A 13978-nucleotide genomic window follows, 5' to 3' on the forward strand; every position below is an offset into this window, starting at 1 on the left:
AACGACGCGATGATTCGACTATTTTTTTGGGTGTGCTCAAACCTTAGGTCACTCGGCCGCTATTTACACCGATTGGTTCCGCTGTTGCTGGCTTTGCTGCTGAACGGTTGTGCCGACCTTCGTTACTATAGTCAGTTGGCCGGGGGCCAATGGGATCTGTTGAAGGCCCGCGTGCCTGTCGCGCAGGTCATCGAAGATCCCGCACGAGATGCCCGCCTGCGCGAGCATTTGACCCGCTCCCTGCAGGCCAGAGCCTTTGCCAGCAGCCACTTGAAGCTTCCCGACAATCGCAGTTACCGCCTGTATGCCGATATCGGTCGTCCTTATGTGGTGTGGAATGTGTTCGCCACCCCCGAATTCTCCCTGGAGCCCAACACCCATTGCTTTCCGATAGCCGGCTGCGTGGCCTATCGCGGCTATTACAGCCAGAGCGGGGCGCGAGGGGCGGCTGCCTTGCAGAAGCAGGCCGGCATGGACGTGTACATCGGTGGCGTCGAGGCTTATTCGACGCTGGGCTGGTTCGACGACCCGATCATCAGCTCGATGCTCAATTGGGGAGATGAGCGCCTGGCAACCCTGATTTTTCATGAATTGGCGCACCAGCGCTTCTACGTGAAGGATGACACCGCCTTCAACGAGTCATTCGCCACCTTCGTGGAGCAGGAAGGTACGCGTCAATGGCGTGCTGTTCGAGGGTTGCCGCCCTTGAGTAAAGACACTTCGCGCCAGCGCGACCAATTTGTGGCGCTAGTGCTGGACACTCGCAAGCGCCTGCAAGTCGTGTATGCCCAACCGCTGTCCAGCGATGCGATGCGTGCCGCCAAACGCGCCGAATTCGAGCGCCTGCGCCATGATTATCGCGTGCTGCGGGATACTGAGTGGGGCGGTGTAGGTCGTTTCGATGCGTGGGTCTATTCACCGCTCAACAACGCCAAGCTGCTGCCCTTTGGGCTCTACGATCAATGGGTACCGGCCTTCGCCGCGCTGTTCAGGCAAGTGAATGGCGACTGGTCTGCGTTTTACCAGGCCGTGGAGCGCTGGGGCCGACTGCCGCCGGATCAGCGCACACGGGTACTGATGGCTTGTCTGGTGCATCGCGGTGATTTCATCGCGGGTAAACCCTGCTCCTACGCGGCCTGAATCTACCCCCGAGGCAAGAATGCCTGGTGCAACTGGGCCAGGGTGTCGAAGTGGTAGGTGGGTTGCTCGGCCGTCAGCTCTTCAAAGCTGCCGAAGCCATAACCCACTGCAACCACGTCCAGGCCATTGCGCTGGGCACCGATCAGGTCATGTTTACGATCACCGATCATCAGCGTGGTCGAAGGGTCCAGGCCTTCTTCGGCGAGCAGGTGTTGGAGCAGTTCGACCTTGTTGGTGCGGGTACCGTCCAGCTCGCTGCCGTAGATCACCTTGAAGTGCTTGGCAAAATCGAAATGACGGGCGATTTCTCGAGCGAATTCCCAGGGTTTGGAGGTCGCAATGTATAGGTGGCGGCCCTGCTGCTCCAAGGTTTCGAGCAGCTCGATAACCCCTTCGAACACTTCGTTTTCATAAAGGCCGGTGACCTTGAAGCGCTCGCGATAATGGTTCACCGCCTCCCACGCCTTGGCCTCGTCAAAGCCGTAGAACTGCATGAACGCCTGCAACAAGGGCGGGCCGATGAAGTGCTCAAGCTTGGTCAGGTCGGGCTCCTCGATACCCAATTTGCTCAGTGCGTACTGGATCGAACGGGTGATGCCTTCGCGCGGGTCAGTCAGGGTGCCGTCGAGGTCGAACAGAATATTTTGATAATGCATGGTGATTCCAAAAGGCGAGCGGTGGATAACTTATTCGGCACGGTCGTAGCCTTCGCTCAGGTGACGGTCCTTGAGCTTGACGTAGTTGGCAGCGCTGTACGGGAAGAAGGCACGCTCCTTCTCGGTGAGGGCCCGGGCTTGCTTGACGGGGCTTCCGACATACAGAAAGCCACTCTGCAGGCGCTTGCCCGGCGGTACCAGGCTACCGGCGCCGATAATCACTTCGTCCTCGACCACGGCGCCATCCATGATAGTGCTGCCCATGCCCACCAGGATTCGATTGCCCAGGGTACAGCCGTGAAGCATCACCTTGTGGCCAATGGTCACGTCATCGCCGATCAGCAGCGGGAAACCCTCAGGGTTGAACGGGCCGGCGTGGGTGATGTGCAGCACGCTGGCGTCCTGCACGCTGGTGCGCTCGCCGATGCGGATGCGGTGCATGTCGCCACGAATGACGGTCAGTGGCCAGACCGAACTATCGGCACCGATCTCGACGTCGCCGATGACCACCGCCGAGCGGTCGACAAAGGCCCGCTCACCCAGGCGCGGTGTGTGTTGCTCAAAGGTGCGAATGGCCATGATCGATTCCTTCTCTGACATTGATAGTGGGTCTGATTGCTGCGGTCAGCCCCGATTGTAATTAAGATGGGCTGGTGTTTCTTCAGCCAAGGTGTTTAACCGTGAGTGCGACCAACCCGCTACTGCAGTCTTATGACCTGCCTCCTTTCTCGGCGATCCGTGCCGAGCATGTGCAGCCGGCGATTGAACAGATCCTGGCCGACAACCGTGTTGCGATTGCCGATATTCTCAAGTGCCAGGGCCAGCAGCCGACCTGGGCCGGTCTGGTGCTGGCGATGGACGAGCTTAATGACCGCCTCGGCGCTGCCTGGAGCCCGGTCAGCCACCTGAATGCGGTGTGTAACAGCGCAGAACTGCGCGACGCCTATGAAGCCTGCCTGCCAGCGCTCAGCGCCTACTCCACCGAGCTTGGCCAGAACCGTGAGCTGTTCCAGGCCTATGAGGCGCTGATCAACAGCCCTGAAGCGGCCGGCTTCGATGTGGCGCAAAAAACCATTCTCGAACACGCCCTGCGCGACTTCCGCCTGTCCGGCATCGACTTGCCACAAGATCAGCAAAAGCGCTATGCCGAGGTGCAGAGCAAGCTGTCTGAACTGGGCAGCCGCTTCTCCAACCAATTGCTCGATGCAACCCAGGCCTGGACCAAGCACGTCACTGACGAGGCCACTTTGGCTGGCCTGACCGATTCGGCCAAGGCACAAATGGCCGCCGCGGCGCAGGCCAAGGGCCTGGAAGGCTGGCTGATCAGCCTGGAATTCCCAAGTTACTATGCGGTCATGACCTACGCGCAAGACCGTGCCCTGCGTGAAGAAGTCTACGCAGCCTATTGCACCCGCGCCTCCGACCAAGGCCCCAACGCTGGCCAATTCGACAATAGCCCGGTGATGTGCGAAATCCTCGACTTGCGCCAGGAGCTGGCCACACTGCTGGGCTATGCGAATTTCGCCGAGCTGAGCCTGGCCACCAAAATGGCCGAGTCCAGCGATCAGGTATTGAATTTTCTGCGCGATCTGGCCAAGCGCAGCAAGCCGTTCGCCGTGCAGGACCTGGCTCAGCTCAAGGCCTACGCCGCTGAGCAGGGCTGCCCGGACTTGCAGAGTTGGGACAGCGGGTTCTTTGGTGAAAAACTGCGTGAGCAGCGCTATAGCGTTTCCCAGGAAACCCTGCGCGCCTACTTCCCGATCGACAAGGTACTCAGCGGCCTGTTTGCCATTGTGCAACGCTTGTACGGCATCGAAATCGCCGAGCAAAAGGGCTTCGACACGTGGCACCCCGATGTCCGCCTGTTTGAAATCACCGAAAACGGCCAGCATGTCGGGCGCTTCTTCTTCGACCTGTATGCCCGCGCCAACAAGCGTGGCGGAGCCTGGATGGACGGTGCGCGCGACCGTCGCCGCACCGACGAAGGCTCGTTGCAAAACCCGGTGGCCAACCTGGTCTGCAACTTCACCCCAGCGGTGGCTGGCAAGCCTGCCCTGCTGACGCACGATGAAGTGACCACGCTGTTCCACGAGTTTGGCCATGGCCTGCACCATCTGTTGACCCGCATCGAGCATGCTGGCGTTTCCGGTATCAACGGCGTGGCGTGGGATGCGGTCGAGTTGCCAAGCCAGTTCATGGAGAACTGGTGCTGGGAGCCTGAAGGCCTGGCGCTGATTTCCGGTCACTATGAATCCGGTGAGCCATTGCCTCAGGACCTGCTGGAAAAAATGCTCGCAGCGAAAAACTTCCAGTCTGGCCTGATGATGGTGCGCCAGCTGGAGTTTTCGCTGTTCGATTTCGAGATGCATGCCAGCCACGGTGATGGCCGCAGCGTCCTGGAAGTGCTGGAAGGTGTTCGCGATGAAGTGTCGGTGATGCGCCCGCCAGCCTATAACCGCTTCCCCAACAGCTTTGCGCACATCTTTGCCGGTGGCTACGCAGCTGGTTACTACAGCTACAAGTGGGCTGAAGTATTGTCGGCCGATGCCTTCTCGCGCTTCGAGGAAGAAGGCGTGCTTAACGCCGAAACGGGTCGGGCCTTCCGTGAAGCCATCCTGGCCCGTGGTGGCTCCCAGGAGCCGATGTTGCTGTTCGTCGATTTTCGCGGACGTGAGCCGTCAATTGACGCACTCTTGCGTCACAGTGGTTTGAGTGAGGATACGGCAGCATGAGTGATGCGCCCGTGATAACGAAAAAGCGCTTTATCGCCGGGGCCGTCTGCCCGGCGTGCAGCGAGCCCGACAAGCTCAAGATGTGGAGCGTGGATGGCGTCCCCCATCGAGAGTGCGTGGCCTGTGACTACAGCGATACGCTCAATGAGCAAGGTCTGTCGATTCCGAAGGAATTGGGGACCCGGGTCAACGTAGCCGTGAAAAAGCCAGAAAGCGTAAAAGTGCAGACGGTGCAGTTTTTTCCCAATCCGAAGCTGAAAAAGCCGAACGACTGACGGGGCTGGAAATTGTAGGGCCACCCAGATACTGTATGTAAATACAGTATCTGGAGCCCGTCATGCACCTGCCCCCGCCCATCCGTGGTCGCGGCACTGCCAGCAACCTACACAATCGTTTTGCCGCACAACGCTCGCAGGGGAGCCCGCAGAACTCGGAGAAAATCGTACGCTAAGCTGACTCGGGTAGCAGCCGTTCATCGTGATGACGGCACCACATTCATTGAGGCGGCCACGTCATTGATTAGCTTCTGGGTGGCCAAGAGTATTGGCAGAAGACTCATGCTTTCGGTCAGGTTTAACCCCTTGGATGGATCTCGATACAGTTGAGAGAGAAAGATTGACGTGAGACCAATAGCATCACCTCCGCTTTCAAGAAAGGATGTATAGGAGTCTGTGTGCTGCTTGCACCGCCCCGAAAAGGTCGGGTCGTCCTGCGAAAGAACTGATACGAGCTGCTTCAGCTTGAAATGAAATAGAGTCCGCAAGTAGATCTTGGTCGATCGATCAGCGTCGACACTGGCGATCGCCGTCCTTGCTAGGGCGGAATGCAGAAAAAACAACTCATCGAGTAACGCGAGCTTCTTCTGAAGCGAGGCCAGGCCACCTCAATCGTTCATCAGTTCAGCAACCCCGCGCGTGATGAACTCCAGGTTGTCGTCGAGCTTGGTTAGAGAATTACGTATTTTGATAGATCCATCGGCCGGCCCATGTATCTGCTCAATCCAATTGGAGAGCTCCTCGACGGCCTCGGCGATTGCGAGCTGGTTTTCGTTGAGCTTAAAGATCAGGGAAGGGATGAGGTCGTTGGTTCGCATGGCTTGATCCTCCTTTGTGTGAGGAAGGGGTTATGCCGAGATAAAGGAAAATCAGGTCATTTTCTTCGCAAGCGGTTGTTCTATAAAGGCTTGCGTGCAATCCACCTCAAGCCCTCCTAAATGGCTGTCCGCCTCTGACAATCTGCGCACGCCTATCGCGTTGTCTTAGGAATTTTCAATCCCGACAAGTAATTGCAGGCCAAATGAGTGAGTTTGCCCCTTATCTCGGCATAACCCCTTGTCAGCCGGCAGCCTCCGCGACAACGAGCAATAGGCCAACGACCAACAGGAGGCTCATCAGCACAAACGCGATACTGCGTAGTGATTGTCGATCCTCTGAGCCCAACAGATGCATTTTGACCACCTCGGCAGGGGGTTATTCGGGATGTCACTCCCGACGTTACGCCGTCTTCATGCATTTGAATAACGATAAATAATGGCAGATAGTATCGGTAACATCGATTCATTTGGCGGCTGACGGTCGCGCTGACTAAACGCTCGTATAGGGTCTTCCCTAGCTCAAGACGGCTGCCACGCCCGGCTCCGTACCTCACCACAGGTCTTGCCGCGAGCCAACCAGTAAACTGAGCTCCAGCGCTGGCACCGCAAGACGCTCGACAAAAGCCCAGAACGCCTCCAACGTTTCTGGCAGTTGGTTGGTCAAGCGGTGGGGCTGTTATCGACGTCGCAAGAGACGCTGCATGGGCAGATGATGCTTCTACCTGACGACCGACTGGACGGATAACAGCTCATGGATACTGAACTTGCCCGAACGTTTCTGACGGTCATCGCCGCGGGAAACTTCCGCAATGCCGCGTCGCGGCTGTTCGTCACGCAATCAACCGTCAGTGCCAGAATCGCCGCACTGGAGGAGCAACTTGGCTGCAGCCTATTCGTGCGCAATAAGGCCGGCACGGCTCTGACCCCCGCTGGTCGCTCCTTTCAACCCTACGCGACCACGCTCGTGCGTACCGTGGAGCGTGCCCGCCACGACATAGGCGTGGCCATGGGCTTTCGGGCTTCCGTGACCATCGGCGGACGTTTCGGGCTCTGGGAGAACCTGCTGTTTGTCTGCCTGCCGCGAATCCGCAGTGCGGTACCAGACATCGCAATACGGGCCGAGATGGCCTTCGAAGATGAACTCATACAGGGGCTGGTCGAGGGGCGCACCAACATCGGTGTGATGTATACGCCGCAAAGCCGGCCGGGGCTGGTGGTTGAACCGCTGCTCGAAGAGCGACTGGTCTACGTGACCACCAGCGACGACACCCCCAACCCACCTGGTGAGAACTATGTGTATATCGACTGGGGCCCGGAATTCGCCAGCAAGCACAGTGCAGCCTTCCCCGACTTCCTAGGCCCAGGGTTGAGCGCCAATATCGGCTGGCTGGGCCTGAACCACATTCTGGCCTACGGCGGCTCCGGGTATTTCCCACTGCGACTGGTCAAGAATGAGCTGACCGCAGGACGACTGCACCGGCACCCTGGCGCCCCAGATTTTCTGTTGCCTGCCTATGTGGTTTATCCGGTAGATCCGCAGGCTGAGGCGGTGGGGCTTGTCCTGCGGATAGTGCGTGAGGTCACGGCAGAGATTGTGCGTCAGAGTGCGTAACACGATATCGCCAGGACCTGGGCAGATGCTCTGCCATTCGGTTTACTAAGGAGACGCTGCATAAATAGCCAACCGCCCCCGACCCTTGGCACACTGCACACCTTCAGCCAGCCATCCTCTTCGTGAGCCTCGTTACCCGACATGCAGAAGACCTTCTCCGAACTCGAATACGCCGGCAAGAAAAAGCGAACTCGCCGCGATCGTTTCCTGACTGATATCGAGCAGTTGGTGCCCTGGGCGCAATTGGAGGCGCAGGTGGCGCCGTTTTACGGCGACACCACAGGCAGGCGCGGGCGCCCCGCGATTGGGTTGTCGCGCATGCTGCGCATGTATGTCGTGCAGCAGTGTTTCGGTTTCTCCGATGAAGGTACCGAAGATGCTGTTTACGACAGCCAGGCCATTCGTGGATTTATGGGCATTGACCTGGGCCGCGAGTCGGCACCGGACGCCACTACCTTGCTGCGTTTTCGCCGCTTGCTGGAAACCCATCAGCTGACACGGGTGCTGTTTGAAACGATCAACCAGCATCTGGCCAATCGTGGTCTGTTGCTCAAGGAAGGCACCATTGTCGATGCCACCCTGATCGCCGCACCGCCCTCGGTCAAGAACCGAGAAGGCAAGCGCGACCCTGAGATGCATCAGGCCAAAAAAGGCAATCAGTGGCACTTTGGGATGAAGGCCCACGTTGGCGTCGACGCCACGTCGGGGCTGGTGCACAGCCTGGTGGGGACGGCGGCCAACGTGGCCGATGTCACCCAGGTCGACAAGCTGCTACACGGTGCCGAAACCTATGTCTCGGGAGATGCTGGATACACCGGTGCGGACAAGCGAGCGGAGCATGCTGAACGGGACGTTATCTGGTCGATTGCAGCACGGCCAAGCAGCTACCAGCATCACGGCAAAGACAGCGTGCTGTACAGGGCCAAGCGCAAGATCGAATACGCCAAGGCGCAACTGCGTGCCAAGGTAGAGCATCCGTTCCAAGTGATCAAAGTGCGCTTCAATCATCGCAAGGTGCGTTACCGCGGGCTGGAAAAGAACACCGCGCAGTTGTTTAGTCTGTTCGGGTTGGCCAATCTGATGCTGGCCAAGCGGTATTTCCAGCGCATGGCGGGATAAATCCGTCTGAAAGGCGGGGTTGGCCCGCTAATTAGCAAAATGGGGCCTGAAATCGGCCCCAGAAACGTGGAATAAGACCGGTAGGGCGAAAAAACCGGTTTGAAAATGGGGCTCGGTATGAATCGGTGATTTGTTCAGCGTCTCCCTAACTGTATCGGCCGAGAGTGCGTAAAAACGCGCTCACTGGCGATGACCGGTGCGATCTTGGTAGGCGGTCTGAGCAATGGCTCTCAAATCCCCTTGCACCGAAGTCTGTAAGTTCGATGGCAAAACTACCCTTTGCGTAGGTTGCTTGCGCACCTTAGAGGAAATTCGTGGCTGGAAAAAAATGACGGACCATCGCCGTCATCAGGTAATCAACGAGCGTCCAAAGCGGTTAGCCAAATTGCAACGAGAAGCGATTTCCAAGTAGCTTGGATGCTGTTTTTTGCGGATGTCCAAACGCACGATGCACCGCGAGCTTCGATCTAGGCAGCAGCGTTGGTTTGCAGTGACTACTGGTCGATAATCGCGGTGTATGAGGGGCGATAAGCTTTCACCCAGGTGGGTCAACCATCGATACTTGGTGCTGCGTAAACGGTCAGTACGCAAGCTGCGGGCGCCTCTGGAATTTTCAATTCCGATAAGTAGATGCAGACCAAATGAGTGAGTTTTCCTCTTATCTCGGCATGACCCCAACAACCCCTGGTTTGTTGGACTGCTTGAGGAAGTGATGTTCAGTTGCAGAAAGCGTGAGCCCATAGCCATGGAATGCAAGCTCGCTCGCAGCGAATGTGAGCCCGAGTGCGTTGTTAGTCGCAGTTAATCTGAGCTGGAAATCGCGTTGATTGCGAGCCCGGCTGTTTTCAAACGCGAGCCGCTACAGTTATCGGGTAGGTGTAAACCTACTTCAGGACTAAACAATGCATTTTGAGACACGCCAACTTTGGCCCGTGCCTCGGCAGCGGCTGACAGCCATGGGGTGTACACCCCATGGCTGGCCGTTCAGGTAGTTAGCGCGAGGCCCAGGCGTTGAAGCGTTGTTCCAGTTGTTCGCCATGGTCCGCCCAGAAGAGGGCATCCACCGGCACTTGCTGGGCGAGGTTCGCCGGCGCGGTGGGTAGTTCGCTGATGCGGGCCTTATCGAGCAGGTTCATGGCACGCAGGTTGGCGGCGCCGTAGTCGATGTGCTCGGAGAAGCTCTTCTGTTGCACGGGATCGAGCGAGAAAGCAATGAACTCGCGGGTCTTTTCCTGCCGTGAGGCGCCTCGCGGGATGGCCCAGGAGTCGAACTCATAGAGACCGCCTGACCAGACGATTTCCAGGTCATATCTTTTCTTCTGCTCGGCCGAGAGACGGCCGTTATAGACCGAGCTCATCACCACGTCCCCTGCCGCGAGGTACTGAGGCGGCTGGGCGCCGGCCTCCCACCACTGGATGTACGGCTTGATCTGGTCCAGCTTGGCGAAGGCGCGGTCCTGACCGGCCTTGGTGGCCAGCACCGAGTAGAGCTCCCCGGGCTCTACCCCATCGGCGATCAGGGCGAACTCCAGGGTCGACTTGGCCAGTTTGCGCAGGCCGCGCTTGCCCGGGAATCTCTCGACATCCCAGAAGTCCTTCCAGCCGGTGGGCGCTTCCTTCAATTTTTTGGCGTTATAGGCCAGTACCGTCGAGTAGACGAGGAAACCTATGCCGCACGGCTGGATGGCGCCGGGGACGAAGTCCTTGGTATCGAGGCCGATCTGGGCCGGGTCCAGCGTCTCGAACATGCCTTCATCGCAGCCACGGGCAAGCTCGGCGGACTCCACCTCCACCGCATCCCAAGAGACGCTGCGGGTGTCGACCATGGCTTTGACCTTGGCCATTTCGCCGTTGTACTCGCCGGAAATGATCTTGCTGCCACTGGCCTGCTGCCAGGGCTGGTAGAAGGCCTTTACCTGGGCCTCCTTGTTAGCGCCACCGAAGGAGACGATGGTGAGGTCGGCCGCGAGGCCGTGGCTGGCAGTGACCAGCCCCGTTGCCAGAGCTGCGAATTTCAGAGTTTTGATCATTATTGTTATCTCCTACTGTTCAAGGGTGATTGCAAATCACTCGAGAAACCGGGATCAACTTGGCCTTCCCAGGCGAGAGACGTCCGGTTCTCGTTCCATTCGCTGCAGAGCAGGCCGCACGGGCCACCAGCAGGGCTAGCAACGAAGGGTGTGTTCTCCTAGTGTCCTTTTTCTTGCCGTGTAAGGTGTCATGGGGGTAAAGACGGTAAAAGACTACTTTTCTAATTCTTGGATTGGAATTTACTAAACTGTCTCGCCCTGAAATGGGTTGACACTTACGGCAGCCATCGCGAGCAAGCTCTGCTCCTACATGCTGCTGCGCTTGCCATTGGAAGTCGCCCCATTGTTCGGGGAGTGGCTTCACACCCATTACCCGCAGCGCGCCAAGCATGTCTTGAGCCTGGTTCGGCAAAGCCTTGGAGGTGAACTTTACGACAGCCGCTTTGGTGTACGAATGCGAGGTGAAGGCGTGTTTGCCGACTTGCTGGCGCAGCGCTTTGGTAAGGCGATCAAACGTCTGGGGCTCAATCGCCGTGAAGGCTATGACTTGGATTGCAGCGCGTTTTGCCCGCCGGGTGGGCAGATGTCGTTATTGTGAACGCGACAAAAGGTGGTGTGGGGTGAAGTTTTTTTATAGCGTTTTGATTCCAGTCTGATGGTCGAAACCCTGTCCTAGAGCCTTCCCGTTCAGTTTTAAGCCGTTGGATTCGGTCGCATATGACTCATTGGTCACTATTCTCGCTAATGTCATTCTAACGTCATGCGCCGTAGGAACCATTAACCCGGTAAGATGGAAAACATAATTCAAACCGTCAAAGAGAATGAACCATGCCGGATAAGGACCCCTCTCCGACTGCCACGGCCCCTGAGGCCGAGAGCGCAGACGTCGCCCTTAAACACATCGTTGACGGCTTTTTGCACTTCCATAAAGAAGTCTTCCCGCAACAGGAAGAACTGTTCAAAAAGCTCGCCACCGCCCAGACCCCTCGGGCGATGTTCATCACCTGTGCAGACTCGCGCATCGTCCCTGAGCTGATTACCAATAGTTCGCCTGGCGATCTGTTTGTCACGCGCAACGTCGGCAACGTGGTGCCGCCTTACGGGCAAAATAACGGTGGTGTTTCGACGGCCATCGAATACGCGACCCTGGCCTTGGGTGTGCAACACATCATCGTCTGTGGCCATTCGGACTGCGGTGCCATGCGCGCGGTGCTTAACCCCGAAAGCCTGGAAAAAATGCCGACCGTCAAAGCCTGGCTGCGTCATGCCGAAGTGGCCAAGATCATGGTGGAAGAAAACTGCAATTGCGCCACCGAACAGGAAAGCATGCAAGTGCTGACCGAAGAAAACGTCATCGCCCAACTGCAGCACCTGCGCACCCACCCCTCGGTGGCTTCGCGTATGGCCAGCGGCCAGCTGTTCATTCACGGCTGGGTCTACAGCATCGAAACCAGTGAAATCCGGGCTTACGATCTCGAGCAGGACTGCTTCCTGCCCTTGGATGGTATTCATCCAATCCCCAATGCGACGCCCAAAGGGCGTTTTTAACAATTGAACCGATGCTGAAGGGCGTCCCAGGTACGATTTTTCGACCGGTCCTGCGACGCCCTGCGCCGGTCAGTCTTCTTCCACCACACTCATCTGAGGCGTGCCCGGCCAGGTGCCCTTGAGATGGATGGTGCGATTGCCACCGGTCCATTGTGCCAGCGGCGAATTCCACTCTCGCACGCTGATCTGGTTGTCGCCGATGTTGATGAACTCGGCCTCCACCCGCAGTTGCGTTGCATGCAGTGGAATATCGTTGAAGCTGGCACTGCTGCCCCCGACGACGGTGGCCACTCTTTCGACGCGACCACCGGGTGTGTTGTAACTGACCCTGACTTTCGTTGAATAGGTGGTCATCGAGGTGGCTTTGCTGTCGATATGCAGCTTCAAGGCACCCAGTTTCGCCACCCAGTGTGGGATCAGCAACCGTCCAGCAAAGGAGGCGAAGCCGTAGGCCACTGGCATTGGCCGAATAGCGGGCATGCCGCTTTCGGCGGGCAAGGTGTGGGTTTCGACGGAGGACTGTTCACGACTCAACAAGAAGTTGGTATCGGCCTTGATGTTGGCGTTTTTTTCACCCAGCAGGGTGCTCAATGCGCTGGCCCGACCAATCATGGAGAACTTTGCCCCGTTCACCTTGGAGCCGGCATTGATGCCGCTGCTCGCGTAAATCACATGGGTAACGACACCAAAGCCTTGAGAGATGGCACCGTCGCTGGCCATCCCCATGTGTTGTGCCTGCTCATAGAGCCAAGCGTACTGGCGCTGGATTTCGGTCAGGTCGCCGAGGCGTTCTTCGCCGCTGATGGCGAACTCGGAAATGATCGACTCCTTCTTGTTGAATGCCCACTCGATCTCGGCATCTGGCTTGATTTCAAGCCCTGTGGTGGGGTCGGTCAGCGTGCCTGCGAATGAGCTTTTCAATTCGCGACGCACCACGTGCTCCGAGCTGAGCTTCCACTTCCGGTCCTGATGGACAGCGCTGGTCTTTGCACCGGGCAGCATTTGATTCACCGGCGTGAAATTCCCGCTGCTCGCATCGACCATCCCAACCGCGCCAGGCTGGATGTGGCCATTCAAAGCCCAGTTACCCCACAGAGTAGACTGGCTACCACGTAGCAGGTCGGTGTAAATACGGTTCCATTTGATGCTCATGCTCAACTCCTTTGAGGGCCTGATTTGCCCTCAAAGCGTATTGAACACAGTCGTTTGTGCACAGCAGGTACGCTTTCCTCTGGCTAGACGCACCAAGGGATGCGTTTGTCAGGAAAGTTTCAGCCCAACGCCCAACTGACGTGACAGACACGGCCAGCGTTTCCAGGCATTTCCAGTGTCGGGGCTGGTGAGCTTGTCGCGGTAGGCTTCCACCGACTCCAGAGCGAAGTTCTTATCATCCAGCAACTCGTCGACCGAATGATGGGCAACCTCATCCAGTTGATTGGCGAACGCCTCACCGATCAGGCGATGGGCAATCACGTTGGCCACGGTGGTGTCGAACGGAATCAGCGGCTGATTGAAATGCTTGATGTAGATGTCGTTCACCTCTTCGACCAAACGGTGCGCGAGATAAGCTTCGTCCAGCAGGCAGTCGAGGCCGACATGGCCATTGATCATCGGCGGCGGGCTGATGAAGTAGGCTTCGGCGATCTTCAGCAGTGGCTTGACCTGCGACTCGATACCGGCCTGCTGGGCCACTTCGTTTGCGGCTTCCAGCAGTTCCGGGACTTGTTCGATATAAGCCGTCACGAAACCGATCAGGGCTTCGTGTGGATCTTCTTTGGGCAATTGAATGGCCGGGTGCAAATGAGGGAGCTGATCTTTGAGCCGGCTCTTGAGTTGGCCGGTTTGTTTTTCATGGTGTCGGGCACGGTCTATCTGATCGCGCAAAGCGGCGATATTCATGAATACTCCAAGGGATTAAGCAATGACAACGGAAAACATAAGGTAGCTCGCTTTTCGATTTTGCTAAGACGCTTTTGTAATAATTAATTAATACTTATGTGCGGCGGTTATATCTAAAAGCCATCATTGATCGCAAGGCCACGCGAACC

General features: G+C 57.5%; 13 protein-coding genes and 1 pseudogene. 8 read left to right on the plus strand and 6 right to left on the minus strand.

Going from position 1 to position 13978, the window contains the following annotated elements:
- Nucleotides 1–9: 9 nt before the first annotated feature.
- Nucleotides 10–1140, plus strand: a complete 1131-nt coding sequence (locus tag AC3IX4_RS00190) for an aminopeptidase (protein ID WP_489258702.1) — start codon at nucleotides 10–12, stop codon at nucleotides 1138–1140.
- 2 nt (nucleotides 1141–1142) lie between these two features.
- Here AC3IX4_RS00190 and AC3IX4_RS00195 read toward each other — a convergent pair whose 3' ends face one another.
- Complete coding sequence (locus AC3IX4_RS00195) at nucleotides 1143–1796, minus strand: HAD family hydrolase (protein WP_489258703.1); 654 nt, start codon at nucleotides 1794–1796, stop codon at nucleotides 1143–1145.
- Nucleotides 1797–1826: 30 nt separating this feature from the next.
- Nucleotides 1827–2375 (minus strand): gamma carbonic anhydrase family protein, encoded by a 549-nt coding sequence (locus tag AC3IX4_RS00200; protein ID WP_489258704.1) that lies wholly within the window; start codon nucleotides 2373–2375, stop codon nucleotides 1827–1829.
- 101 nt (nucleotides 2376–2476) lie between these two features.
- On the opposite strand from AC3IX4_RS00200, the gene prlC reads away from it, so the two are divergent.
- Nucleotides 2477–4528, plus strand: a complete 2052-nt coding sequence (gene prlC / locus AC3IX4_RS00205) for an oligopeptidase A (RefSeq protein WP_489258705.1) — start codon at nucleotides 2477–2479, stop codon at nucleotides 4526–4528.
- The gene (locus AC3IX4_RS00210; RefSeq protein WP_489258706.1) at nucleotides 4525–4803 is read left to right on the plus strand and encodes a YheV family putative zinc ribbon protein; all 279 of its coding nucleotides are present in this window, start codon (nucleotides 4525–4527) and stop codon (nucleotides 4801–4803) included. Before prlC ends, AC3IX4_RS00210 begins: the two co-directional genes overlap by 4 nt.
- A gap of 608 nt (nucleotides 4804–5411) precedes the next feature.
- Here the strand turns inward: AC3IX4_RS00210 and AC3IX4_RS00215 are convergent.
- Entirely contained in the window at nucleotides 5412–5621 is a 210-nt protein-coding gene (locus AC3IX4_RS00215) for a hypothetical protein (protein WP_150755544.1), read from the minus strand.
- A 751-nt stretch (nucleotides 5622–6372) separates the two neighbouring features.
- Between AC3IX4_RS00215 and AC3IX4_RS00220 the strand changes: the two genes are divergently transcribed.
- The 3 genes from AC3IX4_RS00220 to AC3IX4_RS00230 all read left to right on the plus strand — a co-directional run bounded on the left by AC3IX4_RS00220 (nucleotide 6373) and on the right by AC3IX4_RS00230 (nucleotide 8764).
- Complete coding sequence (locus AC3IX4_RS00220; RefSeq protein WP_489258707.1) at nucleotides 6373–7233, plus strand: LysR family transcriptional regulator; 861 nt, start codon at nucleotides 6373–6375, stop codon at nucleotides 7231–7233.
- Nucleotides 7234–7374: 141 nt separating this feature from the next.
- The gene (locus AC3IX4_RS00225; RefSeq protein ID WP_489256167.1) at nucleotides 7375–8352 is read left to right on the plus strand and encodes an IS5 family transposase; all 978 of its coding nucleotides are present in this window, start codon (nucleotides 7375–7377) and stop codon (nucleotides 8350–8352) included.
- 223 nt (nucleotides 8353–8575) lie between these two features.
- Entirely contained in the window at nucleotides 8576–8764 is a 189-nt protein-coding gene (locus AC3IX4_RS00230) for a DUF1289 domain-containing protein (protein WP_489258708.1), read from the plus strand.
- Nucleotides 8765–9344: 580 nt separating this feature from the next.
- Here AC3IX4_RS00230 and AC3IX4_RS00235 read toward each other — a convergent pair.
- On the minus strand, nucleotides 9345–10382 hold the full coding sequence (locus AC3IX4_RS00235; protein ID WP_489258709.1) for an ABC transporter substrate-binding protein: 1038 nt from the start codon (nucleotides 10380–10382) through the stop codon (nucleotides 9345–9347).
- A 307-nt stretch (nucleotides 10383–10689) separates the two neighbouring features.
- Here AC3IX4_RS00235 and AC3IX4_RS00240 point away from each other — a divergent pair.
- Both AC3IX4_RS00240 and AC3IX4_RS00245 read left to right on the plus strand, forming a co-directional pair.
- Nucleotides 10690–10980: pseudogene (locus tag AC3IX4_RS00240) on the plus strand (PA0069 family radical SAM protein); the annotation flags it as partial.
- Between the two features lie 230 nt (nucleotides 10981–11210).
- Nucleotides 11211–11930 (plus strand): carbonic anhydrase, encoded by a 720-nt coding sequence (locus AC3IX4_RS00245; RefSeq protein ID WP_489258710.1) that lies wholly within the window; start codon nucleotides 11211–11213, stop codon nucleotides 11928–11930.
- Between the two features lie 69 nt (nucleotides 11931–11999).
- On the opposite strand, the gene AC3IX4_RS00250 is transcribed toward AC3IX4_RS00245, so the two are convergent.
- Nucleotides 12000–13082 (minus strand): hypothetical protein, encoded by a 1083-nt coding sequence (locus AC3IX4_RS00250; RefSeq protein ID WP_489258711.1) that lies wholly within the window; start codon nucleotides 13080–13082, stop codon nucleotides 12000–12002.
- Nucleotides 13083–13190: 108 nt separating this feature from the next.
- Nucleotides 13191–13829, minus strand: a complete 639-nt coding sequence (locus AC3IX4_RS00255) for a hypothetical protein (RefSeq protein ID WP_489258712.1) — start codon at nucleotides 13827–13829, stop codon at nucleotides 13191–13193.
- Nucleotides 13830–13978: the final 149 nt, after the last annotated feature.

It is taken from the genome of Pseudomonas sp. KH_021 (genome assembly GCF_057838865.1).